General features: G+C 65.5%; 20 protein-coding genes. 15 read left to right on the top strand and 5 right to left on the bottom strand.

Translation table 11 applies throughout. The annotated features are described in order from the left end of the window. Positions 1 to 127: 127 nt before the first annotated feature. The 3 genes from ACN9MB_RS18645 to ACN9MB_RS18635 are packed head-to-tail and all read right to left on the bottom strand — an operon-like array spanning position 128 to position 2,248. Positions 128 to 1,051: a histone deacetylase family protein gene (locus ACN9MB_RS18645; protein ID WP_426269867.1), complete on the bottom strand. Its 924-nt coding sequence runs from the start codon at positions 1,049 to 1,051 to the stop codon at positions 128 to 130. A 6-nt stretch (positions 1,052 to 1,057) separates the two neighbouring features. Continuing rightward, a complete protein-coding gene (locus ACN9MB_RS18640; protein ID WP_204637150.1) occupies positions 1,058 to 1,624 on the bottom strand; it encodes a cob(I)yrinic acid a,c-diamide adenosyltransferase in 567 nt (188 codons plus the stop codon). A gap of 18 nt (positions 1,625 to 1,642) precedes the next feature. Next, a complete protein-coding gene (locus tag ACN9MB_RS18635; RefSeq protein ID WP_426269866.1) occupies positions 1,643 to 2,248 on the bottom strand; it encodes a hypothetical protein in 606 nt (201 codons plus the stop codon). 97 nt (positions 2,249 to 2,345) lie between these two features. Between ACN9MB_RS18635 and ubiH the strand changes: the two genes are divergently transcribed. The 3 genes from ubiH to ACN9MB_RS18620 are packed head-to-tail and all read left to right on the top strand — an operon-like array spanning position 2,346 to position 5,633. Next, the gene (ubiH, locus tag ACN9MB_RS18630) at positions 2,346 to 3,575 is read left to right on the top strand and encodes a 2-octaprenyl-6-methoxyphenyl hydroxylase (protein WP_426269865.1); all 1,230 of its coding nucleotides are present in this window, start codon (positions 2,346 to 2,348) and stop codon (positions 3,573 to 3,575) included. After that, positions 3,572 to 4,795 carry a UbiH/UbiF/VisC/COQ6 family ubiquinone biosynthesis hydroxylase gene (locus ACN9MB_RS18625; protein ID WP_426269864.1) on the top strand — a complete coding sequence of 408 codons (1,224 nt, stop codon included), beginning with the start codon at positions 3,572 to 3,574 and terminating at the stop codon, positions 4,793 to 4,795. Before ubiH ends, ACN9MB_RS18625 begins: the two co-directional genes overlap by 4 nt. A 49-nt stretch (positions 4,796 to 4,844) precedes the next feature. Further along, positions 4,845 to 5,633, top strand: a complete 789-nt coding sequence (locus tag ACN9MB_RS18620; RefSeq protein ID WP_426269863.1) for a dienelactone hydrolase family protein — start codon at positions 4,845 to 4,847, stop codon at positions 5,631 to 5,633. Positions 5,634 to 5,677: 44 nt separating this feature from the next. Here ACN9MB_RS18620 and ACN9MB_RS18615 read toward each other — a convergent pair whose 3' ends face one another. Next, positions 5,678 to 6,154, bottom strand: coding sequence for a hypothetical protein (locus tag ACN9MB_RS18615; protein WP_426269862.1), 477 nt, complete (start codon positions 6,152 to 6,154; stop codon positions 5,678 to 5,680). Between the two features lie 121 nt (positions 6,155 to 6,275). Then, positions 6,276 to 7,277: a polyprenyl synthetase family protein gene (locus ACN9MB_RS18610; protein WP_204637145.1), complete on the bottom strand. Its 1,002-nt coding sequence runs from the start codon at positions 7,275 to 7,277 to the stop codon at positions 6,276 to 6,278. A gap of 137 nt (positions 7,278 to 7,414) precedes the next feature. Here ACN9MB_RS18610 and ACN9MB_RS18605 point away from each other — a divergent pair, with 137 nt between their 5' ends. The 12 genes from ACN9MB_RS18605 (at position 7,415) to ssb (ending at position 22,912) form a co-directional block, all read left to right on the top strand. Beyond that, complete coding sequence (locus ACN9MB_RS18605; protein ID WP_426269861.1) at positions 7,415 to 8,632, top strand: MFS transporter; 1,218 nt, start codon at positions 7,415 to 7,417, stop codon at positions 8,630 to 8,632. 135 nt (positions 8,633 to 8,767) lie between these two features. Beyond that, complete coding sequence (locus ACN9MB_RS18600; protein WP_426269860.1) at positions 8,768 to 10,564, top strand: gamma-glutamyltransferase family protein; 1,797 nt, start codon at positions 8,768 to 8,770, stop codon at positions 10,562 to 10,564. 275 nt (positions 10,565 to 10,839) lie between these two features. Continuing rightward, positions 10,840 to 11,814, top strand: coding sequence for a VTT domain-containing protein (locus tag ACN9MB_RS18595; protein WP_426269859.1), 975 nt, complete (start codon positions 10,840 to 10,842; stop codon positions 11,812 to 11,814). Between the two features lie 382 nt (positions 11,815 to 12,196). After that, positions 12,197 to 12,289, top strand: coding sequence for a K(+)-transporting ATPase subunit F (gene kdpF / locus ACN9MB_RS18590; protein WP_204637141.1), 93 nt, complete (start codon positions 12,197 to 12,199; stop codon positions 12,287 to 12,289). Further along, the gene (kdpA, locus tag ACN9MB_RS18585) at positions 12,286 to 14,088 is read left to right on the top strand and encodes a potassium-transporting ATPase subunit KdpA (protein ID WP_426269858.1); all 1,803 of its coding nucleotides are present in this window, start codon (positions 12,286 to 12,288) and stop codon (positions 14,086 to 14,088) included. Before kdpF ends, kdpA begins: the two co-directional genes overlap by 4 nt. Before the next feature lie 24 nt (positions 14,089 to 14,112). After that, positions 14,113 to 16,194 carry a potassium-transporting ATPase subunit KdpB gene (gene kdpB, locus ACN9MB_RS18580; protein WP_204637139.1) on the top strand — a complete coding sequence of 694 codons (2,082 nt, stop codon included), beginning with the start codon at positions 14,113 to 14,115 and terminating at the stop codon, positions 16,192 to 16,194. Positions 16,195 to 16,240: 46 nt separating this feature from the next. Continuing rightward, a complete protein-coding gene (locus tag ACN9MB_RS18575; RefSeq protein ID WP_204637138.1) occupies positions 16,241 to 16,441 on the top strand; it encodes a hypothetical protein in 201 nt (66 codons plus the stop codon). Between the two features lie 83 nt (positions 16,442 to 16,524). After that, positions 16,525 to 18,018 carry an outer membrane beta-barrel protein gene (locus tag ACN9MB_RS18570; RefSeq protein WP_426269857.1) on the top strand — a complete coding sequence of 498 codons (1,494 nt, stop codon included), beginning with the start codon at positions 16,525 to 16,527 and terminating at the stop codon, positions 18,016 to 18,018. 10 nt (positions 18,019 to 18,028) lie between these two features. Continuing rightward, a complete protein-coding gene (gene kdpC / locus ACN9MB_RS18565) occupies positions 18,029 to 18,598 on the top strand; it encodes a potassium-transporting ATPase subunit KdpC (RefSeq protein ID WP_426269856.1) in 570 nt (189 codons plus the stop codon). A gap of 175 nt (positions 18,599 to 18,773) precedes the next feature. Continuing rightward, complete coding sequence (locus ACN9MB_RS18560; protein ID WP_426269855.1) at positions 18,774 to 21,440, top strand: ATP-binding protein; 2,667 nt, start codon at positions 18,774 to 18,776, stop codon at positions 21,438 to 21,440. Then, entirely contained in the window at positions 21,437 to 22,129 is a 693-nt protein-coding gene (locus ACN9MB_RS18555; RefSeq protein ID WP_204637134.1) for a response regulator, read from the top strand. The genes ACN9MB_RS18560 and ACN9MB_RS18555 overlap by 4 nt, the downstream gene beginning before the upstream one ends. 234 nt (positions 22,130 to 22,363) lie before the next feature. Then, positions 22,364 to 22,912 carry a single-stranded DNA-binding protein gene (ssb, locus tag ACN9MB_RS18550; protein WP_204637133.1) on the top strand — a complete coding sequence of 183 codons (549 nt, stop codon included), beginning with the start codon at positions 22,364 to 22,366 and terminating at the stop codon, positions 22,910 to 22,912. Positions 22,913 to 23,138 lie beyond the last annotated feature (226 nt).

The following is a 23,138-nucleotide window of genomic DNA, read 5'->3' as shown; positions in this document are numbered from 1 at the left end:
GGCAGTCTGTCGGCTGGGAGGCTCGTAAAACTAGCAGAAAGGCCCCATCGGCGGCAGTTGGTCAGCGCACGCCAGCAGAAGGATTCAGCATGAGCGCCCGGAAATCGGGTCGCAGGGACCTGCGGGCTCAGGCCTCGAGCAACTCACCCACGTGCGCCGCCGCGCTGGTCGACAGGGCAAGCAGGTTGTAGCCGCCCTCCAGCGTCGATACCACGCGGCCCTGCGCATGGGCGCGGGCCACGTCGACCAGGCGCTGGGTGATCCAGGCGTAATCCTCGCTGCCCAGCCGCAGGTCGGCCAGCGGATCATTGCGGTGGGCATCGAAGCCTGCCGAGATCAGCAGCAGCTGCGGCTTGAACGCGTGCAGCTTCGGGATCAGCGTGCTTTCCCACAGTTCGCGGAATTCGTAGGAACCGTCGCCGGGCGACAGCGGGGCGTTGACGATATTGCCCACGCCGCGTTCGTCGGCACGGCCGGTTTCCGGATACAGCGGCATCTGATGGCTGGAGATGAACAGCACGCGCGGCTCGCGGGCGAAGATGTCCTGCGTGCCGTTGCCGTGGTGGACGTCGAAATCGGCAATCGCCACGCGCTTGAGGCCGTGCTCGGCGATGGCGTGGGCGGCGCCCACGGCGACATTGTTGAACAGGCAGAAGCCCATCGCGCGATCGGGCGTGGCGTGGTGTCCCGGCGGACGCACCGCGCAGAACGCCTGGCCGCCGTCGGCACCGAGCACGGCATCCACGGCGGCGACCACTGCACCGGCGGCGCGCAGTGCGGCCTCGGCCGAGCCAGGCGACATCAAGGTGTCTTCGTCGAGGCGAACCGTGCCTTCGTCCGGCGCGATGGCGAGGATGCGCTCGACATGTTCCGGCGTATGCACGCGCAGCAATTGCTCGCGGGTGGCGCGCGGGGCTTCCACCCGGTCGATGGCGGCGAAGCGGTCGTGGTCCAGCGCCTGCAGCACGGCGCGCAGGCGCGCCGGCGACTCGGGTTGGGCGGGGCCGGGATCGTGCTGCAGGCAGCTGGCGTGGGTATAGAGCCGCAGCATCGAGGGTTACGCCTGCGGTTTGCGACGGCGCTCGTGCTGCCACAGCACTTCGCCGTGGCCGCTGGCCCGGGCCAGCACGCGTGAGATCACGAACAGCAGGTCGGACAGGCGGTTCAGATAACGCTGCGCCTGCGGTCGCACTTCTTCCACGCGGCCGAGCGCAATCACCTCGCGCTCGGCGCGACGGCATACGGTGCGTGCCAGATGGCAGCACGACGCGGCCATGCCGCCGCCCGGCAGGATGAAATCCTTCAGCGGCGGAAGCGGATCGTTGAAGCCGTCGAGCACCTGTTCGAGGCGCTCGATATCGGCGTCGTGGACCATCGCCATGCCAGGAATGCACAGCTCGCCGCCGAGATCGAACAGGTCGTGCTGCACCTGGGTCAGCGTTTCGCGCACCTCGTCGCCCACGCCGTCGGAGGCCAGCACCATGCCGATGGTGCTGTTGAGTTCATCCACCGTGCCATAGGCCGAAACACGCAGCGAATCCTTGGCGACGCGCGAACCGTCGCCCAGGCCGGTGCTGCCGTCGTCGCCCGTGCGGGTGTAGATCTTCGAGAGGCGGTTACCCATCGCGACGTTCCTATGCGATCAGCGCGACAGCTTGGACGAGTCGGCATGGCCAAGCATGCGCGACAGCTGCACCACCAGGCCGTGGACCACCAGGCCCAGCGCCACATACAGCGCCGTGGTTTCAAGGAAGAAGCCGTACCAGTCGAACATGTTCTCGAACCATGCCGCGATGCTGCGCGGCTGCGGCACGGTGTTGCTCAGCCAGTAGTAGCTGCCGTTGGAGATCACGTAGCAGGCCAGCCAGCTCACCAGCACGGCGGCCACGGTGAGGCCGAGGCTCTGCGCATTCAGGCCCAGCTTGCGGCCAGCCAGCCAGCTGCCGCCGAACCACAGGCTGGCATAGGCGGGAACGAGGAACCAGTAAGCCGCGGAGACGCAGTAGTGGTCCCAGAAACTGATGCCCTGGTTGCTGATCACCAGGTAGTCGATCAGCACGGACTCGACCAGCAGCAGCGGCAAGGCCCAGCGCACCGATCCGCGCAACCAGAAGCCGGCCAGGAAGAAGATGCCCCAGGAGGCGTCCCACACGTCGTGATGGAACAGCGAGAGATGAATGCGGGTTGCGGCCATCACCACGGCCAAGGCCAGGAAGATGCCTAGGCGCTGGGTCTGCGTCTTAGCCATGAGCTGCTCCAAAAGGGTCGCGTCGAATGCAAGGGCCAAGTCTATCGCAATTGGGCGGACGCCAGCCCGCTAGCCGTAGCGCGTATCATGCGGTGCCATGACGAATGCATCCCTTCAGGCCGGCGCCCGGCAGCCGGTACTCATCGTTGGCGGCGGCCTGGTAGGCGCCAGCCTGGCCATCGCGCTGGACGCGGCCGGCATCGAGGCCGTGATGGTGGAGGCTGCCGCGCCGCGCGTCGGCGACCAGCCCAGCTACGACGAACGCAACCTCGCGCTGGCCCGCGCCACCGTCAACGGCCTCGGCGCAATTGGCGTGTGGAAGCACGCGGCGGCCCAGGCCACGCCGATCCAGCACATCCATGTGACGCGCGCCAGCGATTTCGGCAGCGTGCAGATGGATGCGGCACGGCAGGGCGTGGATGCGCTGGGCTGGACGCTGCCCGCGCGCGAACTGGGTGCGGCGCTGCTGCGCCGGCTGGACGAGTGCACGCGCCTGCGCCGCCTGGCGCCCGCGCGGGTGGAATCGCTGGAGCCGGTGGCCGACGGTTGGCGCGCGCGCATCCAGACCGCCGAAGGGCCGGTCGATATCGACACGCCCTTGCTGGTCGGCGCGGACGGCACCGCGTCGTTCGTGCGCGATCGTCTCGGCATCGAGGCCGAGCGCCACGACTATCGCCAGACCCTGTTCGTCTGCACGGTGACGCCGGAACGCGACCACGCCCATCGCGCGTACGAACGCTTCTCCGACAACGGACCGATCGCGCTGCTGCCATTGGCCAGCCGCCGCTGCGGGCTCGTGCTCACCGTGCCGCAGCACGAAGCCACGGCCGTGGAAGCGATGGATGACGAGGCCTTTATCGCGTTGGCGCAGGAGCGCTTCGGCTGGCGCCTGGGCCGATTGAGTCGCCCCGGCAAACGTCATCCCTACGCCATCCAGCGCGTGGCCGCACGGTCGCTGGTGTCCACGCGTGCCGTGCTGGTCGGCAACGCGGCGCAGACGGTGCATCCCATCGGCGCGCAAGGTTTCAATCTCGGCTTGCGCGATGCGCTCACGCTGGCCGAGTTGCTGACGGGTGCCAACGATCCGGGCGCTGAAGAGCTGCTGGCGAATTACGCCGCACGTCGTGCGCCGGACCGCGAAGGCACCATGGCGATGAGCCATGGGCTGGTCCAGTTGGCCTGCCTGCAGCAACCGGTGCTGGGTCCCTTGCGTTCCCTGGCCATGCTGGCCTTCGATCGGCTGCCGCCGCTGCAGCGCTTGATCGCACGTCGCGGCATGGGTTTTCGCGGCGAACCGCCGAAGGCTGTGCTGGAGCGACTGCCATGAGCATGATGTCTTCCACGCGCAGCGAATCGTCGCGTCGTCGCGGTCCCGCGCTGGATGTCGCCGTGGTTGGCGGCGGCATGGTGGGCGCAGCGACTGCACTGGCGCTGGCACGCGCCGGATTTGCCACGGCCCTGGTGGAGGCGCGCGCCCCGGCGCCGTGGTCGATCGATGATGAAGTGGATCTTCGCGTGGTCGGGCTGGCGCCCTCGTCGATCGCCTTGCTCGACGAGCTTGGCGTTTGGACGTCCATTCGGAGTTTGCGCGCAAGCCCGTATTCGCACATGCACGTATGGGATGCCGCCAGTGGCGCGGCCATTCATTTCGATGCTGCCCGGGAAGGTCGCGACCTGCTTGGCTACATCGTCGAGAACAACCTGGTGCAATGGCAGCTCTGGCTGGCGCTCGACGCCGTCGGCGTAAAGCGCCTGTGTCCGGCAAAAGTCGGCGGTTATGAGGTGCTGGAAGATCGCGTGCAGTTGTCGCTGAGCGGTGCGGAAACGGACGCCATATCGGCACGCCTGCTGGTTGCCGCAGACGGCGCCGCGTCGCCCTTGCGCGCCATGGCCGGGATCGAAACCCGGGGCCGCGACTATGCGCAGCGCGGCATCGTGGCGCACGTCCAGACAGAACGTGGGCATGAAGGTACGGCCTGGCAGCGCTTCCTGGACACCGGTCCGCTGGCACTTCTGCCGCTGTCCGATGGCCGCAGCTCGATCGTGTGGTCGCTGCCGGAAGACGAGGCACAGCGCGTGCTCGCACTCGACGACGCGGCCTTCCTGCAGGAGCTGGGCGTCGCCAGCGATTTCCGGCTGGGGCGCATTATTGCCGCCACGCCGCGTGCCGGCTTCCCGTTGCGGCTGCAGCTGGCGGAAACCTATCAGGCCGAGCGATTCGTCCTGCTCGGCGACGCGGCCCACGCGGTGCATCCGTTGGCAGGGCAGGGCGTGAACCTCGGCTTGCGCGATGTCGCCGAACTGCGCGACACGCTGGTCGCCGCGCGCGATGCCGGCAGCGATATCGCATCGCCGCACGTATTGCGCCGCTATGCGCGTCGACGCCGCAGCGCCGACACCATGGATGCGCTCGGCTTCGACGCGCTGGCACGCATCTATGCCTGGCAGGCGCCTCCGCTGGTCGCCGCGCGCGGCCTCGGCGTGCGCCTCATCGACCGATTGTCACCGATCAAACGCAGACTGGCGGAACACGCCGCCGGCTTGTAGCTCGCTCGAACCGCCCGACGTAGAACCCTCTCAACAAGGAATCGTCATCATGCGCATCGCCCGACTTTGCAGTTTGTTGTTGCTCTCAGGATTCGCGTTCGCCGCGCAGGCGAAAATGGTGCAGAAGCCGGTCGAATGGACCCAGGACGGCACCACGTTCCACAGCGTGCTGGTCTACGACGATGCCGTGACCGCCAAGCGCCCTGGCCTGGTGATGGTGCCCAACTGGTACGGCGTGAACGACGGTGCAATCAAGAAGGCCGAGGGCATCGCCGGCAAGGATTACGTGATCCTGGTCACCGACATGTATGGCGAAAAGATCCGTCCCACCAGCGACGACCAGGCCAAGGCAGCCACCAAGCCGCTGTATACCGACCGCGCGCTGATGCGCAAGCGCATCGACCTGGCGCTGGAGCAATTGAAGGCACAGGGCAAGAGTGCGCCGATCGACCTGACCAAGCTGGCCGCCATCGGCTTCTGCTTCGGCGGTTCGGCCGTGCTGGATCTCGCCCGCAGCGGCGCCGACGTGGCGGCAGTGGTGTCGTTCCATGGCGGCCTGCAGACCGACGACCCGTCGCTGGCCAAGAACATCAAGGCACGCGTGCTGGTGATGAACGGCGCCGACGACAAGGGCACCATGCCCGACGCGGACAAGTTCATGGACGAAATGCGCGGCAGCAAGGCCGACTGGCAGTTCGTTGTGCTGGGCAATGCGGTGCATTGCTTCACCGAAACGGACCAGCACAGCGCAGGTTGCGCTTATGACGAGCGTGCCGCCCAGCGCAGCTACCGGATGATGCGCGATTGGCTGCACGGGGCATTCACGGCTACCCCTTGAAGCGCTTGGACGAGGCGCGCATGTCGCGCCTCGTCGATTGCCGCTCAGTCGAGTTCGCGCCAGTGCAGGCAGGCGCGGATGCATGAAAAAAGCAGCACCAGCGCGACGATGGTAAAGACCGACATCATGACGTAACTCGTCCAGAAGAACGCTGGATCGAATGTCATGGAGACGTAGCGATCACCATCGAAATGCCGGTGGCCGCTGATATCCGTGAATGTCGTGCCTCGGCAGCGCTTCGTGAGGCATCGGATGGCGCCAGAGGAGAGCACCCGGTAGGAAATCCAGCTGAGCGGACCGAGCATCGTGGTCGCCACCAGCATGCCCATCAGCACGCCGCTGCGAAACCCGGGGAACGGCTTCTTCCTTTTCGCGTATCCACGCGATTCGTTGACGAGCGCGATGATGAGGGTGGCGACGGCAATGGCGATCATCTGCCAGGGCGACAGCGCGTCGCCGTTCAGCGCTATGCGGTAGGGATGAAACGCGTCCACCATCCACTGTGGGTCGGGCTTGGGCATCGTGTCGTCCTTGAACACGCAGAGGGTTCAAAAACGAGTATGGCTTGGGGTGTCGCGACATGAAAGCCCCGCCCGGCGCTGCCGATCGGTGAAGTGGAAGTCGCGGACTGGACGCGAAAGATCAGAAGCTGCGCTGCACCGAATAATCCGCCAACGTCGCCATCGCATCGCGCCACGGCGAATCGGGCAGCGCACGAAGCGCATCGCGTGCGGCATCGGCATGCATCACGGCGCGTTCGTGGGTGCGTTCGAGCGCGCCGGAATCGCGGATCGCGGCGATGATGCGGTCGAGCGAATCGAGGCCGCCGTGTTCGATGGCGTGGCGCAGCGACTGCTTCTGTTCGGCATCGGCCCGCTGCAGCGCGTAGATCAGCGGCAGCGTGGGCTTGCCTTCGGCGAGGTCGTCGCCGATGTTCTTACCCAGGGTGCCGGCGTCGGAGGTGTAGTCGAGCAGGTCGTCGGCGATCTGGAACGCGTAGCCCAGCTGCATGCCGTAACGGCGCAAGGCGGCGCACTGGTCCACCGGCAACCCGCCCAGCAGTCCGCCCAGTTCGGTGGCGGCGGCGAACAGCACCGCGGTCTTGCGTTCGATCACATTGAGATAGGACGCTTCATCCACGTCGGCGTTGCCGATGTTGAGCAGCTGCAGCACTTCGCCTTCGGCGATGGTGTTGGTGGTGTCGGCCAGGATGCGCATGATGCGCATGTCATCCAGCTCCACCATCATCTGGAACGAGCGCGAGTAGAGGAAGTCGCCCACCAGCACGCTGGCGGCGTTGCCCCACAGTGCATTGGCGGTCTTGCGGCCGCGGCGCAGGTCCGATTCGTCCACCACGTCGTCATGCAGCAGCGTGGAGGTGTGGATGAATTCGATCACCGCCGCCAGCTTGATGTGGTGCTCGCCGCGATAGCCGGCCGCGTTGGCCGCCAGCACATGCAGCATCGGGCGCAGGCGCTTGCCGCCACCGGCGATGATGTGGTCGGCGATCTGGTTGATCAGCACCACGTCCGACGACAGGCGTTGGCGGATCAGCGAGTCGACCCGATGCATGTCTGCGGCGGCGAGCCCTCGAACGGCGGCAAAGTCGGCAGAGCGGCGGGTGTCGGCTTGGGTCGTGGTCATGAGGCAGTCGTAGCGTCGTATGCCGGGGATTATAGATAGAGTTGGGGGCGAGAAACCGCCGCGACACGGCACCACGGTTGGTTTTTTGGGGCCAAACGTATAATCGGCGACTGATGCGGCCCTTTTAAGAAGCCCCGGTGAGCAAACTTTCCCCACTTGAGCGGCGCAGCGCGCTGACCCTGGCCTGTGTGATCAGCCTGCGCCTGTTCGGCTTGTTCCTGATCATGCCGGTGTTTTCGCTGTACGCGCAGCAGATGCCGGACGCGACGCCATGGCTGATCGGGTTGGCGCTCGGCGTCTACGGCCTGGGCCAGGTGCTGCTGCAGATTCCGCTGGGGTTGCTGTCCGACCGCATCGGCCGCAAGCCGGCCATCACGCTGGGCCTGCTGGTATTCGCCGTCGGTGGACTGGTGGCGGCCATGTCGCACAACCTGCTGGGCATCGTGATGGGGCGCGCCCTGCAGGGCATGGGCGCGGTAGCGGGCGCCGGCACCGCGCTGGCTGCCGACCTGACGCGCCACGAGAACCGCAGCAAGGTCATGGGCGTCATCGGTGTGTCCATCGGCGTGGCTTTCTTGCTGGCGCTGATCCTGGGGCCGCCGCTGGAAGCGGTCGCTGGCCTTTCCGGCCTGTTCGCCGCCACCTCCATCCTGGCCCTGGCGGCACTCGTGCTGCTGTGGCTGATCGTGCCCACGCCGGAACGTCCCTCGGCGCCGGCGGCGGCCACCTGGGGCAGCGTCCTGTCGATGCTGCGTGATGGCCGCATGCTGGTGCTCAACGGCTCGGTGTTCTTCCTGCACCTGTTGTTGACGGCGAGCTTCGTGGGCTTGCCGTTGCTGCTGGCCCATCGGCTGCATTTGCCGGTGAATCGTCATTGGGAGCTGTACCTGCCGGTGATGGTGATCGCCGCCTTCGTGATGGGCGCCTGCCTGCACCGCATGCGCGAACTGGCGCAGAGCCTGCGGCTGGTGGCTGTGTGTGTCGTGGCGACCGGTCTGGGGTTGCTGGGCTTTGGCCTGTCGGGCGATCACGTGGCCGTACTCGGCGTGGCGGCCGCCGTGTTCTTTTCGGCCTTCAACCTGCTGGAAGCGGCCTTGCCCAGCCTGGTGTCCCAGCTGGCGCCCGGTCCGATGCGCGGTGCGGCGATGGGCGCGTATTCGACCAGCCAGTTCCTCGGTGCCTTCGTGGGCGGCGCGGTGGGCGGCATCGCGCTGGGCCGGCTCGGCGTCGATGGCGTATTTCTTTGCGCCGCGGCGCTGACCTTGGTGTGGCTGCCGCTGGTGTGGCTTGGCGCGCGACGCATCGAGTCGCACAGCACGGCCATGGAAGCGGCCGCGGCCGCGCGCAGCGCCTGATTCGCCAGCCAGCGCTCCAGGATGTGGCGGCGGTCCTTGGCAGGGGATCGTCTGGCGGTGTATGAGTTAGCGCTTACGTGACGGGGGCAGGGGAGCTCGCCGCCGTCGCCTTTCCCGCACTCACGAGGCCGCCCCATGCCTGCATCTCCCTCTTGCGTATCGCGTTTTCCCCTGCTTACTGTCCTGGCCGCCTTGACGAGCCTGTGCGTGGGCCATGCCGCCGCGGCGGATATCGGTCGCGGCGACCGTTATTCCGGCAATCCCTGGGCCTCGCGCTCGCCGGTGATCGCGCAGCATGGCATCGCGGCCACCGAGCAACCGCTCGCCTCGCAGGTCGCCATCGACATCCTGAAGAAGGGCGGCAGCGCGGTGGATGCGGCGATTGCCGCCAACGCGGCGCTGGGCTTGATGGAGCCGGTGCTCAACGGCATCGGCGGCGATTGCTTCGTGATCGTGTGGGACCCCAAGACCCGTAAGCTCTACGGCTACAACGGCTCCGGCCCCTCGGCGAAAGGACGCGACCTGGCCAGGATGCAGGCCGAAGTGAAGGCAGCCTATGCCAAGGCCGGCGTGCCGGCGACGGACCACATTCCTGCCGTGGGTTCGCTGCCGATCACCGTGCCCGGAACCGTGGACACCTGGTTCGCACTGCACGAGAAGTTCGGCAAGCTGCCGATCGCCGACGACCTGGCGCCCGCCATTGGCTATGCGAAGGACGGTTTCCCCATCACCCAGCTGGTGGCCAAGTACTTCAAGGGCAACTTCGCCTCGTTCGAACGCCAGAAGGGCTTGATCGAGGAACTGGACAACGCGCGCCACACCTATCTCATCGACGGGCACACGCCCAACGAGGGCGAGGTGTTCCGCAATCCCGATCTCGCGCGCACGCTGACGATGATTGCCGAAGGCGGCCGCGACGCGTTTTACAAGGGCGCCATCGCGCACACGATCGATGCGTATTTCAAGCGTATCGGCGGCGATCTGCGCTACGACGATTTCGCCAACTTCCATGGCGAATGGGTGACGCCGCAATCGGTGAATTACCGCGGCGTCGATGTCTACGAACTGCCGCCGAACGGGCAGGGTTTCGCGGCGCTGGAAATGCTGCAGATCCTCAAGGGGTTTGATCTGCAGAAGATGGGCGTGGGCAGTGCCGATGCCATCACCGCCATGCTGGAAGCCAAGCGCCTGGCCTATGAAGACCTGGCCAAGTTCTATGCCGATCCGAACTTCGTCAAGGTGCCGATGAAGGGTCTGATTTCCGAAGGTTACGCCGAGCAGCGGCGCAAGCAGATCCATCTCGATCACGCCAACCCGTCGATCGGCCCCGGCGATCCGCGCCTGTTCAATGGCGACACCACGTATTTCGCCACGGCGGACAAGGACGGCATGATGGTTTCGATCATCCAGTCGAACTATCGCGGCATGGGTTCGGGCCTGGTGGCCGATGGGCTTGGCTTCATGTTCCAGGATCGCGGCGAGCTGTATTCGCTCAAGCCGGGAGCGGCCAATGTCTACGCCGCGGGCAAGCGGCCCTTCCACACCATCATTCCGGGTTTTGCGATGAAGGACGGCGAGCCCTGGCTGGCGTTCGGCGTGATGGGCGGCGATATGCAGCCGCAGGCGCACGTCCAGGTGCTCACCGACATCATCGATTTCGGCATGAACGTGCAGGATGCCGGAGACGCCGCGCGCTGGCGCCATTACGGCAACGCCGAGCCCACCGGCGAGCCCTCGCAGGGGATCGGCAAGGTCGAGATGGAGTCGGGCTTCGATCCGCAGGTGAAGGCCGAATTGACACGGCGCGGCTATACGATCGAACCGGGCACGGGCAATTTCGGCGGCTACGAGGCGATCCTGCTGGATCCGAAGCAGCACGTGTACTGGGGCGCCACCGAGATGCGCAAGGATGGCGAGGTGGTTGGCTATTGAACCGTCTCGTCGAAGGGTGCGCTGATCTATTCCACATGGGCGGCATGACTCCAGAGAGTCCGCAGGGTGCGAGGCGTGACGCAGCCCAGGCTGGCCGCCTTGGCAAGTCGCGCATTGCACCCTGCGGACTCTCTGGAGTCACCCTTCGGGCCAGACAGAACCGGTGACGCCCATGTGGAATAGATCAGCGCACCTAGCCTAAAGAGTCGATTGTTTTTGCGAACGGCAGCCCCAACAATCGTGGGGCTGCACGAGGTAGCCGGTCGAGGTTTGCCATGGCCCACCACATCATCGAGCTGATCGCCCAGTACGGGTTGCTGCTGGTGTTCATCAATGTCCTGGTCGAACAGGCGGGCATGCCGTTGCCCGCCGTGCCGACCATGATCGTGGCCGGCGCCTTGGCTTCCACCGAGCGCCTGCCGCTGGCCGGTGTAGTGGCGGTGGCGGTGTTCGCCTGCCTGCTGGCCGATTACGCGTGGTATGCGGCGGGCCGCTATTTCGGCGGCGGCGTGATGCGCACGCTGTGCCGTATTTCTTTGTCGCCCGATTCCTGCGTGAAGCAGTCCGAGCTGCGCTTCCAGCGCTGGCGCGGCGGTGTCTTGCTGCTCGCCAAGTTCGTGCCGGGCCTGTCCACCGTGGCGCCGCCGCTGGTGGGCGCGATGGGTCTGCGCGTGGCGCCGTTCGTATTGTTCGACGGCCTGGGTTCGTTGTTGTGGGTGGGCGTCGCCGTCACTCTCGGTTACGTCTTCGCCACCCAGATCGATGCGCTGCTGGAGACGCTGGCCAATGCCGGCAGCGTGGCGTTGATGCTTATCGTCTCCCTGCTCGCGCTCTACATCGTGGTGAAGTGGTGGCAGCGCCATCGCCTGATCCGTGCCTTGCGCATGGCGCGCATCACGGTAAAGGAATTGAACGATGCGCTTGCCGACGGCCGCAAGCCGGCCATCGTGGACGTGCGTTCGGAAGCAGCCCGCATGCTGGACTCGCGGATCATCCCTGGCGCCTTGCTGGCGGACGTGAACAGCGTCGACCTGATCGTCAACGCGGTGCCGCTCGATGCGGAGCTGGTGATCTACTGCACCTGCCCGAACGAGGCCTCCGCTGCGCTGGTGGCCAAGGCGCTGATGTCGCGCGGCTACAAACGCGTGCGTCCCCTGCTGGGCGGGCTGGATGCCTGGGACGAGGCGGGCTACCCGATCCATCGGGCGGCGGCAGCGAATGACGATGCGGTGGTTTCGCACGCGGTCTGATCCAAGCCCTGGTTTTTTGTGGGAGCGGACTTGTCCGCGACAGGCCAACCCAGTGGTATCGGCGCGGCGCGTCCGTCGCGCACAAGTGCGCTCCCACAAGGTTCCGTTGGGTCCCCGGGGCAAATCTTTACGGTTTCTATACGCGGCCGGGTGAATTCGCTACCCCTTTCTTATGCACCGCTGCCGACAATTTGCACCGTTAACCAAGACGGTGAGTCGGACTTCGATGGACGCCCTATATCTGCTTTTCTCGATCGTGCTGTTTGCGGCGGCGCTCGGCTTTCTGCTGATCTGCGACCGTCTCGGCCGCCGTCCCTGATCGCCAATCATCGCTACGCGCGGTGACGCCACCGGCGCGCGCTTTTCCTGCGGGAGATCCACCATGAACTTCATCTACCTCGTGGCTGCCGTGATCGCGGTGGCCTTGACGGGCTACCTGTGCGTGGCCCTGCTCAAGCCGGAGTGGTTCGAATGACCACCTTCGATATCTTCCAGGTCGTGCTCTTCCTCGGCGTGCTGCTCGTGCTGGTGAAGCCGGTCGGCGCATACATGGCCATGGCGTTTGCCGATACGCCCAACGGCGTCAATCGCGTGGGCGGCAAGCTGGAGCGCGGGCTGTACCGCCTCGCCGGCGTGCGCAGCGATGAACAGATGGGCTGGCGCCGTTACGCCATCGCCATGCTGGTGTTCAACATGCTCGGCTTGTTCGCCGTGTATGCCTTGCAGCGCGTGCAGCAGTGGCTGCCGCTGAACCCCCAGCATTTCGATGCGCTGTCGCCGGATCTGGCGATGAACACCGCGATCAGCTTCGCCAGCAATACCAACTGGCAGGCGTACGGCGGCGAAAGCGCCATGAGCTATCTGACCCAGATGCTTGGGCTGGCCGTGCAGAACTTCCTCTCGGCGGCCACCGGCATTGCCGTGCTGCTGGCGGTGGTGCGCGGCTTCACCCGCCGCAGCACCGACAGCGTGGGCAACTTCTGGGTCGACATGACGCGTAGCACGCTCTACGTGTTGCTGCCGTTCTCGTTGGTGATCGCGCTGTTGCTGTCTTCGCAGGGCGTGGTGCAGAACTTCAAGGCCTACGTCGACGTGCCGCTGGTGCAGCACACGACGGCGGTGGAGACGGTGAAGGATGCGGCGGGCAATACCGTGAAGGATGCGTCGGGCAAGGACGTGACCAAGCAGACCACGGTGACGACGCAGACCTTGCCGATGGGCCCGGCCGCCTCGCAGATCGCGATCAAGCAGCTGGGTACCAATGGTGGCGGCTTCTTCAACGCGAACTCCGCACACCCGTACGAGAACCCCACGCCATTCAGCAACTTCATCGAGATGCTGGCGATCTTTTTGATTCCGGGAGGTCTTTGCTACACCTTTGGCAGCATGGTCGGCGACCGCCGCCAGGGCTGGGCGATCCTCGCCACCATGCTGCTGATTTTTATTCCTCTCGCGCTGGGTGCCATCGCCGCCGAACAGGCAGGCAATCCGGCGCTGCACGGACTGGCGGTCGACCAGCAAGCCTCCGCGCTGCAGGCCGGCGGCAACATGGAAGGCAAGGAAACGCGCTTCGGCATCGCCGCCAGCGGCTTGTTCGCCACGGTGACCACGGCGGCCTCGTGCGGCGCAGTGAATGCGATGCACGATTCGCTCACGCCGCTCGGCGGACTGGTGCCAATGTGGCTGATGCAGCTGGGTGAAGTGATCTTCGGCGGCGTGGGTTCGGGTCTGTACGGCATGCTCGCGTTCGCGGTCGTCGCGGTGTTCATCGCCGGACTGATGGTGGGCCGCACGCCGGAATACCTGGGCAAGAAGATCGAAGCGCACGAGATGAAGATGGCCAGTCTCGCCGTGCTGGTGCCTTGCGCACTGGTGGTGATCTGCACGGCCATTGCGGTGATGACGCCAGCCGGTGTGGCCGGTGTGGCCAACCCCGGTGCGCACGGCTTCAGCGAAGTGTTGTATGCCGTGTCGTCGGCGGCGAACAACAACGGCAGTGCGTTTGGTGGCCTTTCTGCCAACACGCCGTTCTGGAACGTGCTGCTGGGCGTGTGCATGTATCTGTCGCGCTTCCTGCTGGCCATCGCCATGCTCGCCATGGCCGGTTCGCTGGCTGCCAAGCGGCACGTGCCGCCGTCGGCCGGCACGCTGCCCACGCATACCCCGCTGTTCATCACCCTGCTTGCCTGTGTAGTGGTCGTGGTGGGTGCGCTCACCTTCCTGCCTGCGCTTGCGCTGGGTCCGATCGCCGAATTCCTGATGTCGGTGCGCTGAGCAGCGCCCGAAGGAAGCTTATCCATGACAACGACTCATACCCCTGTTCACGGCGTTCGCAGTTTCGATCGCGAGCTGATCCTCAAGGCCATCGCCGATTCGTTCCTCAAGCTCTCGCCGAAGCAGCAGTTCCGCAATCCGGTGATGTTCGTGGTGTTCGTGTGCAGCGTGCTGACCACCTTGCTGTGGGTGCAGGCGCTGACCGGCCACGGCGAAGCGCCCACCGGCTTCATCTTCTGGGTGACGGTGTGGCTGTGGTTCACCCTGTTGTTCGCGAACTTCGCCGAAGCGCTGGCCGAAGGCCGTGGCAAGGCGCAGGCCGCTGCGTTGCGCGGTTCGCGCAGGGACGTGGTGGCCAAGCGCCTGGCGGCGCCGTACAAGGACGCCGCGATCACCTATACGCCGTCGTCCGAGTTGCGCGTGGGTCACCACGTGCTGGTGGAAGCGGGCGAGCAGATGCCTGGCGATGGCGAGGTGGTGGTGGGCGCGGCGAGCGTCGATGAAAGCGCCATCACCGGCGAATCCGCGCCGGTGATCCGCGAGTCGGGCGGCGATCGCAGCGCGGTGACGGGCGGCACGCGGGTGTTGTCCGACTGGCTGGTGGTGCGCATCACCAGCAATCCGGGCGAGAGTTTCCTCGACCGCATGATCGCCATGGTGGAAGGTGCCTCGCGCCGCAAGACGCCGAACGAGATCGCACTCACCATCCTGCTGGCCAAGTTCACCCTGATCTTCCTGCTGGCCTGCGCCACGCTGCTGCCGTATTCGATCTACAGCGTGCAGGCGGCCGGTGCGGGCAACCCCATCACGCTGACTGTGCTGGTGGCGCTGCTGGTGTGCCTGATTCCCACCACCATCGGTGCGTTGCTGTCGGCCATCGGCATTGCGGGCATGGATCGGATGATCCGCGCCAACGTGATCGCCACCTCGGGCCGCGCCGTGGAAGCCGCGGGCGACGTCGATGTGTTGCTGCTCGACAAGACCGGCACCATCACGCTGGGCAATCGCCAGGCGGTGGCCTTCATGCCGGCACCGGGCGTTGACGAACACGCACTTGCCGACGCCGCCCAGCTTGCTTCGCTGGCCGACGAGACGCCGGAAGGCCGCAGTGTGGTGGTGTTGGCGAAGGAGCGCTTCGGCATCCGCGAGCGCCAACTGGAAGAAGGCCACGCCGAGTTCGTGCCGTTCACCGCGCAGACCCGCATGAGCGGCGTGAACATCGGCACGCGGCAGATCCGCAAGGGCGCGCTGGATGCAGTGGAACGCTATCTGGAATCCAACGGCAGCCATTTGCCGCCGCTGGTCAAGCGCATGGCCGAGGATATCGCCCGTCGCGGCGCCACGCCGCTGATCGTCACCGAAGGCGTAGCGGCACTCGGTGTGATCGAGCTGAAGGACATCGTCAAGGGCGGCATCCGCGAACGCTTCGCCGAGATGCGCCGCATGGGCATCAAGACCATCATGATCACCGGCGACAATCCGCTGACGGCAGCCGCCATTGCTGCGGAAGCGGGCGTCGATGATTTCCTCGCCGAAGCGACGCCCGAAGCGAAGCTCAAGCTGATCCGCAAGATCCAGGCCGAGAACCGCCTGGTGGCGATGTGCGGCGACGGCACCAACGATGCCCCGGCATTGGCCCAGGCCGACGTGGCGGTGGCGATGAACACCGGTACGCAGGCAGCGAAAGAAGCCGGCAACATGGTGGATCTCGATTCCAACCCCACCAAGCTCATCGAGGTGGTGGAGATCGGCAAGCAGATGCTGATCACGCGCGGATCGCTGACCACGTTCTCGATTGCCAACGACGTGGCCAAGTATTTCGCCATCATCCCGGCGGCCTTTGCGACGACGTATCCGGCACTCAACGCTCTCAACGTGATGAAGCTGGCGACCCCGCAGAGCGCGATTCTCTCGGCGGTGATCTTCAACGCCCTGATCATCATCTTCCTGATTCCATTGGCGCTGAAAGGCGTGAAGTACCGCGCGCTGGGCGCTGGCGCGCTGCTGCGTCGCAACCTGCTGGTCTACGGCCTGGGCGGCATCGTGGTGCCGTTCATCGGCATCAAGTTGATCGACATGTTGCTCGTGCTTTGCGGTCTCGCCTAAGTCCTTCCGCTACTGACGCACTACTGGAATCTACGGAGTCTTTGCCATGCAAGTACTCAAGCTTTCTGTTTCCCTGCCCGACGACACCCACCCGGACATGGAGCTTCGTCTTTCGTCGGACGACTCCGCCTGCGATGTGGTGATCGCACTGCCGGTGCAGGGCCGCCCGCGCGTACAACCACGCGAGACCCAGGCACCGAACAGCGAGCAAGACGAATACGTGCTCGGCGGCTACGCCGGCATCTGACACGCGGCCGCAAGGCAGCGGACCGCGAACCCAAATTACCCAAACAGAGGACGGCTCCCCACGAGCCGGTTGCAGGAACACCCATGATGTCCAAGAAAGTTCTTTCGTTTGCACTGTTGTTGGCGCTCGCCCCCGCGGGCGAAGCAGCGGCCTCGGCGGCCTCGGTCGCCGGTACCGAGGTGATGCCGGCAGCGGGTCTCGATGACGGCTCGGCCAGTGCGCCGATGGCCGCCAGCGACGACTGCTCGCAGGGCTTTTTCTCCCGTCTTGGCGCGGCCTATCGCGAGGACGCGCAGCCGGCCGATCCGAAAGCGCCGGCCGCCCCGCGCCGCGCCATGGATGCACCGCTCGATTCCCCGCCGTTCCCCAACGGCGAGTGGCAGCTCGGCGGCGTGGCGGCACCGATCGGCGTGCCGGTGGCCTACGGCCAGTACCCGCTGCAGAAGGCGCTGTCGTGCACCAAGCTCGGCAGCTGGATGAAGCGCAACCGCATCGAGGTCAACGGCTGGATCAATCCGTCCGCCAACGTGAGCTCGTCCAGCTTCACCAACTATCCGCTGTCGTATGCGACGCGTCCCAATCGCGTCGAGTTCGACCAGTTCGTCTTCAACATCACCCGCGTCGAAGACACCGTCCAGACCGATCACGTGGATTGGGGTTTCAACATCTCCACGCTGTACGGCTACGACTATCACTACACCGTGACCAAGGGCGTCTTCAGCAACCAGCTGTTGAACCATCCCAATTCGAACGGTCCGCTGCCGGGCAAGGTCTACGGCGTCGATCCGATGCTGTTCTACTACGACCTCTATCTACCGTCGGTGGCCGAGGGCATGGTGATCCGTGTCGGCCGCTACCTGTCGCTGCCGGATATCGAAGCGCAGTTCTCGCCGCAGAACTACCTGGTGACGCATTCGATCCTCTACACGGTCGACCCGTATACCCAGACCGGCATCATGACCACGACCAAGCTCAGCCAGCAGTGGACGCTGCAGCTTGGCGTAAATGCCAGCAACGACACGGCCCCGTGGAACCATGCCGCGCGTCCCTCGCTGCAGGCCTGCGTGCGCTGGGTGTCGAAAGACAACAACGACATGCTGTACCCCTGCATCAACAACTGGAATACCTCGGACTACAACTACAACAACGTGCAGATGTACGTGATGACCTGGGGCCACCGCTTCAGCACGAGCGTGCACATGCAGACCGAGGCCTACTACATGTACGGCCGCAATATCCCGGGCTTCGGGCCGGATGGCGATCCGAACGTGGTGGCGTCCTCGCCGTATCCGGGCAAGGCAGGCGAGTACGGCGTGGTGAACTACCTGAACTTCGAGTTGAACTCGAGCAACATGATTTCGTTCCGCAACGAGTTCTACAACGACCAGAAGGGCCAGCGCACCGGCTACGCCACCAAGTACAGCAGCCACACGCTGGGCCTGACGCACTGGGTGTCGTCCGATCTGGAGATCCGCCCGGAGATCCGTTACGAGCACTCCTACGACGTGAATGCGTACAACGCCGGCAAGAAGAACTACCAGGCGATTGCGCTGGTTGACGCGATTCTCCACTACTGAGGTGAAACCCATGGGCAAGCTGATTCGCAGCGCCGTCGTGATGCTGCTTTTGATGACCGTGATCACCGGTGTGGCGTATCCGCTGGTCGTCGCGGGTGTAGCGCAGGTGTTGTTTCCTTCGCAGGCAAACGGAAGCCTGATCGCCAAGGATGGCAAACCGATCGGCTCCACGCTGATCGGCCAATCGTTCGACGACCCCAAGTACTTCTGGGGTCGTCCTTCGGCGACCTCGCCGCAGCCCAATAACGCGGCGTCGTCGTCGGGTTCGAACCTGGGACCGAACAATCCGGCGCTCACCGATGCGGTGAAGCAGCGCATCGATGCGCTGCATGCGGCGGATCCGGGCAATGCCGCGCCGGTGCCGGTGGATCTGGTGACGGCGTCGGGCAGCGGACTCGATCCGGAGATTTCGCCGGCGGCTGCGGCCTATCAGGTGGGGCGAGTGGCGAAGGCGCGGGGTCTGAGCGAGTCGCAGGTGCAGGCGATGGTGAGCATGGCGACGACCGGACGGCAGTTCGGCATGCTGGGCGAGCCGCGCGTGAATGTGCTCAAGCTCAACCTGGCCTTGGACGGGCGGTAAGGCTCGGGTTTGTCTGTGGGAGCGCACCCTGTGCGCGACAGCCACGTTGGGATGTATCGCTCCGTCGGTTTGTCGCGCACAGGGTGCGCTCCCACAGTAGCTTCTCGTTCCCGTGCACTATCCGCGTAGGGGTCTAAGTCCTACCCTTGTTCCACCCCCTTCCCAACGGCACCCCATGTCCGAACCCACCCGCGAAGCACGTGCCGATGCCTTGCTCGATTCGATGCAGGAAGAGCGCACGCGTCGCCTGAAGATCTTCCTCGGCGCGGCGCCGGGCGTGGGCAAGACCTTCGCCATGCTCTCGGCAGCGCGGGAGCTCAAGCGGCAGGGTATCGACGTGGTGGTGGGGTTGGTGGAGACGCACGGGCGGCAGGAGACGGCCGCGCTGCTCGACGGACTCGAGCAGTTGCCGCGGCGTGCGGTGAACTACAAAGGGCGCGACTTCACCGAATTCGATCTCGATGCGGCGCTGGCGCGTCGTCCCGATATCATCCTGGTCGACGAACTGGCGCATACCAATCTGCCGGGCGGTCGCCACGAACGGCGCTGGCAGGATATCGCCGAGCTGCTCGAAGCGGGCATCGAGGTCTATACCGCGCTCAACGTGCAGCATCTGGAAAGCCTCAACGACCAGGTGCGGCGCATCACCAACGTCACTGTGCGCGAAACGGTGCCGGATGCCTTCCTCGATCGTGCCCGCGACATCGTGCTGGTGGATCTGCCGCCGCGCGAACTGATCCAGCGTCTGAAGCAGGGCAAGGTCTACGTCCCCGAGACCGCGACCGCGGCGCTCGACGCATTCTTCTCGCCCACCAACCTCGTCGCCTTGCGCGAGCTGGCCGTGGATACGGTGGCCGGTCATGTGGACAGCGACCTGCGCGAGCACATGCTCGCGCGTGGTGGCGCCATGCCGGTGCGGCGTCGCGTGCTCGCCGCCATCGACGGTCATTCGCAGAGCGAATACCTCGTGCGCATTGCACGGCGCATCGCGGAACGGCGCGGTGCGCCATGGAGTGTGGCATTCGTCGATACCGGCGTGGCGTTGGAAAAGTCGCGCAGCGAGCGGCTGGACGCGGCCATGCGCCTCGCGCGCCGCCTCGGCGGCGATACGGTGATACTGCGCGGCCATGCCATTGCGGACGAACTCATCGCCCATGCCGATCGCGAAGGCATCGGCCAGATCATCCTCGGCCGCACGCGCGAACGACCGCTGGCGCGCATGCTCGGCCGTTCGTTGACCCAGCTGCTGTTGCGTCGCGGTGCGCACCTGGAACTCACCATCATCGCCACGCCCGCGGAGCGTGCCAAATCGCGTCTGCGCCTGCGTATGCCGGGGGGCACCGGGCGCCGTGGCGAATACATCTACGCGACGCTGGCCACGCTGGTGGCGTTCGGTTTGTCGTTCATCGCCGACCGTTACCTGTCCGTCGCCAATCTCTCACTGATCTTCCTCACCGCCGTGCTGGTGGTGGCGGTGAGAACGCGCATGGCGGTGGCCGTCTATACGGCGTTGTTGTGCTTCATCGGCTACAACTTCTTCTTTGCGCCGCCGCGCTACACCTTGATGATCGCCAACTTCGACGACGTGCTGGCGGTGAGCCTGTTCCTGGTCGCGGCGCTGGTGGCGAGCCGGCTGGCCACCAAGCTGGCGACCCAGGTGGAATCCCTGCGCATGGCGCACGCGCAGGCACGCGCCTTGCTCGCGCTGGGGCAGCGGCTGTCCACCAGCACGGATGCCGAGGGCATTCGCCGGGTGGGTGCGGCGGCTCTCGCGCACGCCATGCGTTGCGAGGTGGCGGTGCTGGCGCGCGATGCGAGCCAGGTGCTGCGCGTGGTCGCATCGTCGCCGCGCGATTTCGATCTGACCTCACAAGATCTGGGTGCCGCCGAGTGGAGCGAAAAGCACGCCGAGCAGGCGGGCCGCTTCACCGACACGCTCAACGCGGCGCCGTGCTGGGTGCTTCCGCTCGGCAGCGACGAAAACCATCTGGGCGTTGCAGCGCTGCGCTTTCCTTCGGGGCAGGGCGAGCCTGCTACGGATGAACGCAGCCTCGCGCTGACCATGGTGCAGGACATCGGCCAGGCGCTGCAGCGTGCGCGGCTGGCCGAGGAGTTGGAAGGCGCACGTGTGCAGGGCGAGACCGAGCGTTTGCGCAATGCGCTGCTGTCGTCGGTATCGCACGACCTGCGTTCGCCGCTCGCCTCGATGATCGGCTCCGCCGGCACGCTGTCGAGCTACGGCGACCAGTTGCCGCCCAACGAACGGCAGGAATTGCTGGAAGCGATTCTTGGCGAAGGTCAGCGCCTGGATCGCTATATCCAGAACCTGCTCGACATGACCCGCCTGGGCCACGGCACCCTCAAGCTCAATCGTGACTGGACCGACGCCGCCGAAATCGTCGCGGCAGCCACCACCCGCCTGCGCAAGCTGTTCCCCGATCTCAAGGTCGACATCGAGCTGCCGCCACAGACTCTGCTCCTCTTTGTGCATCCCGCACTGATCGAGCAGGCCTTGTTCAACATCCTGGAAAACGCCGCGCGCTTCTCGCCGCCGGGCCAGGCCGTGCGTGTGGTCGTGCGTCCCAGGGGCGAGCAGATCCAGATCGACGTGATCGATCGCGGACCGGGCATCCCGGAGGACGAACGTGCACGTATCTTCGACATGTTCTATTCCGTCTCGCGCGGCGACCGTGCGCCGCAGGGCACCGGGCTGGGCCTGGCCATCTGCCGCGGCATGATCGGCGCGCATGGCGGCAGCGTGGAGGCCTTGCCGGGCGACGGCATTGGCACCACCATTCGCATTACCTTGCCGCTGCCGGCGCCGCCTAGCAACCACGCATGACCTCAGCACCGCGTGTCCTGGTCATCGACGACGAGGCACAAATCCGCAAGTTCCTCGATATCGGCCTGCGCGCCGAGGGCTATGAGGTGTTGCTCGCGGCGAATGCGGCGGATGGTCTGGCGCTGGCCGCCACCCGCTCACCTGATCTGGTGATCCTCGACATCGGCCTGCCCGATCGCGAAGGACACGAGGTATTGGCCGAGTTGCGCCAGTGGACGCAGGTGCCGGTGATCATGCTTTCCGTGCGCGATGCGGAAAGCGAGAAGGTGAAGGCGCTGGACGCTGGCGCCAACGACTACGTGACCAAGCCGTTCGGCATCCAGGAGCTGATGGCACGCCTGCGTGCCCTGATGCGTGGCCGGCAAGGCGAGCCCGAGGCGATGCAGCGCTACGACGACGGCCGGCTCGCCATCGACCTGGGCCGCCGCGAAGTGTGGCTGGAGGGCGAGCCGCTCTCGCTGACGCGCAAGGAATACGCCGTGCTCGCGCTGCTGCTGCGCCATGCCGGCCGTGTGGTGACCCAGCAGCAACTGCTGCGCGAGATCTGGGGCGCCACCCATACCCACGACAGCCACTACCTGCGCATCGTGGTCGGCAAACTGCGGCAGAAGCTGGGCGACGACCCCACCACGCCCCGCTGGCTCAAGACCGAGCCCGGGGTGGGTTACCGCTTCATCAGCGGCAGCTGAGCCGCCAGGGCGCGTGTCTCAGCCCGTGAGAGGGTTTAGTGGTCTGATTCCCGGACCTTTTTTCGTCCACCCCGGACACCGGGGCAGGGCGAGGGCTGGCTAGATTCACGGTTCCCCGGCACACGTCAATTCTGTTGTCCCCGCCCGGGGCACGGTTATGATGGCCGCCGGACCAACATCCCGGTGCTGATTGCCCAAGAACGCAGCGCCGGCTCACAGAGGACATCCAAACCCATGGCACGTGGCATCAACAAAGTCATCATCGTCGGCAACCTCGGCGCCGATCCGGAAACCCGCTACACCGGCAATGGCACCGCCATTACCAGCATCCGCATCGCGACCTCCGAGAACTGGACCGACAAGCAGAGCGGCGAAAAGCAGGAACGCACCGAGTGGCATCGCGTGAAGCTGTTCGGCCGCCTCGCTGAAATTGCCGGCGAATACCTGAAGAAGGGTCGCCAGGTGTATATCGAAGGCTCGCTGCGCACCGACAAGTACACCGACAAGGACGGCGTCGAGCGTTTCAGCACCGACATCATCGCGGCTGAGATGCAGATGCTCGGCGGCGGCACGGAAGGCGGCGGCGCAGCCGGCAGCGGCGGCGGCAACTTCCAGCGCTCGCAGGGCGGTGGTGGTGGCGGCGGTCAGCAGCGCCAGGGCGGCGGCAACTACGGTGGCGGCCAATCCCGCGGCGGCGGCGACAACTACGGCAACCAGCCGCAGCGCCAGTCCGCGCCCCCGGCACAGAACAACAGCTTCGACGACGACGATATTCCGTTCTGATTTTCGCCGTCCACAAGATAGATGCGTTTGATAAAGAGGCCATGATTTTTTCATGGCCTTTTTTTACGCGGATGGAGGGGGATTGAGTGGCGCGAGATCGAGGGCTCGTCGGCTGGTACACGGTCCGGCTTTCGGACGGGCAAGTGCGAGATTGGGATATGGCAAACCACAAGCTTGGGCTGGTGCTCAAGTAAAGCGGTTCTGGCCGTATGGATAGGTCTGCCTT

Origin of the sequence: Dyella kyungheensis, from assembly GCF_049913195.1 — a bacterium.
Classification (GTDB): Bacteria; Pseudomonadota; Gammaproteobacteria; order Xanthomonadales; family Rhodanobacteraceae; genus Dyella; species Dyella kyungheensis.
The sequence above is the reverse complement of the archived record's forward strand: the minus strand, read 5'-3'. Positions and strand labels throughout refer to the sequence as shown.

Coding starts and splice junctions, on each gene's coding strand:
- ACN9MB_RS18595 (WP_426269859.1), top strand. CDS start 10,840: ATGGCCCACCACATCATCGAGCTGATCGCCCAGTACGGGTTGCTGCTG.
- ACN9MB_RS18560 (WP_426269855.1), top strand. CDS start 18,774: ATGTCCGAACCCACCCGCGAAGCACGTGCCGATGCCTTGCTCGATTCG.
- ACN9MB_RS18570 (WP_426269857.1), top strand. CDS start 16,525: ATGATGTCCAAGAAAGTTCTTTCGTTTGCACTGTTGTTGGCGCTCGCC.
- ACN9MB_RS18620 (WP_426269863.1), top strand. CDS start 4,845: ATGCGCATCGCCCGACTTTGCAGTTTGTTGTTGCTCTCAGGATTCGCG.
- kdpF (WP_204637141.1), top strand. CDS start 12,197: ATGAACTTCATCTACCTCGTGGCTGCCGTGATCGCGGTGGCCTTGACG.
- ACN9MB_RS18555 (WP_204637134.1), top strand. CDS start 21,437: ATGACCTCAGCACCGCGTGTCCTGGTCATCGACGACGAGGCACAAATC.
- kdpA (WP_426269858.1), top strand. CDS start 12,286: ATGACCACCTTCGATATCTTCCAGGTCGTGCTCTTCCTCGGCGTGCTG.
- ACN9MB_RS18640 (WP_204637150.1), bottom strand. CDS start 1,624: ATGGGTAACCGCCTCTCGAAGATCTACACCCGCACGGGCGACGACGGC.
- ACN9MB_RS18645 (WP_426269867.1), bottom strand. CDS start 1,051: ATGCTGCGGCTCTATACCCACGCCAGCTGCCTGCAGCACGATCCCGGC.
- ACN9MB_RS18600 (WP_426269860.1), top strand. CDS start 8,768: ATGCCTGCATCTCCCTCTTGCGTATCGCGTTTTCCCCTGCTTACTGTC.
- ACN9MB_RS18635 (WP_426269866.1), bottom strand. CDS start 2,248: ATGGCTAAGACGCAGACCCAGCGCCTAGGCATCTTCCTGGCCTTGGCC.
- ACN9MB_RS18610 (WP_204637145.1), bottom strand. CDS start 7,277: ATGACCACGACCCAAGCCGACACCCGCCGCTCTGCCGACTTTGCCGCC.
- kdpC (WP_426269856.1), top strand. CDS start 18,029: ATGGGCAAGCTGATTCGCAGCGCCGTCGTGATGCTGCTTTTGATGACC.
- ACN9MB_RS18625 (WP_426269864.1), top strand. CDS start 3,572: ATGAGCATGATGTCTTCCACGCGCAGCGAATCGTCGCGTCGTCGCGGT.
- ACN9MB_RS18575 (WP_204637138.1), top strand. CDS start 16,241: ATGCAAGTACTCAAGCTTTCTGTTTCCCTGCCCGACGACACCCACCCG.
- ssb (WP_204637133.1), top strand. CDS start 22,364: ATGGCACGTGGCATCAACAAAGTCATCATCGTCGGCAACCTCGGCGCC.
- ubiH (WP_426269865.1), top strand. CDS start 2,346: ATGACGAATGCATCCCTTCAGGCCGGCGCCCGGCAGCCGGTACTCATC.
- kdpB (WP_204637139.1), top strand. CDS start 14,113: ATGACAACGACTCATACCCCTGTTCACGGCGTTCGCAGTTTCGATCGC.
- ACN9MB_RS18615 (WP_426269862.1), bottom strand. CDS start 6,154: ATGCCCAAGCCCGACCCACAGTGGATGGTGGACGCGTTTCATCCCTAC.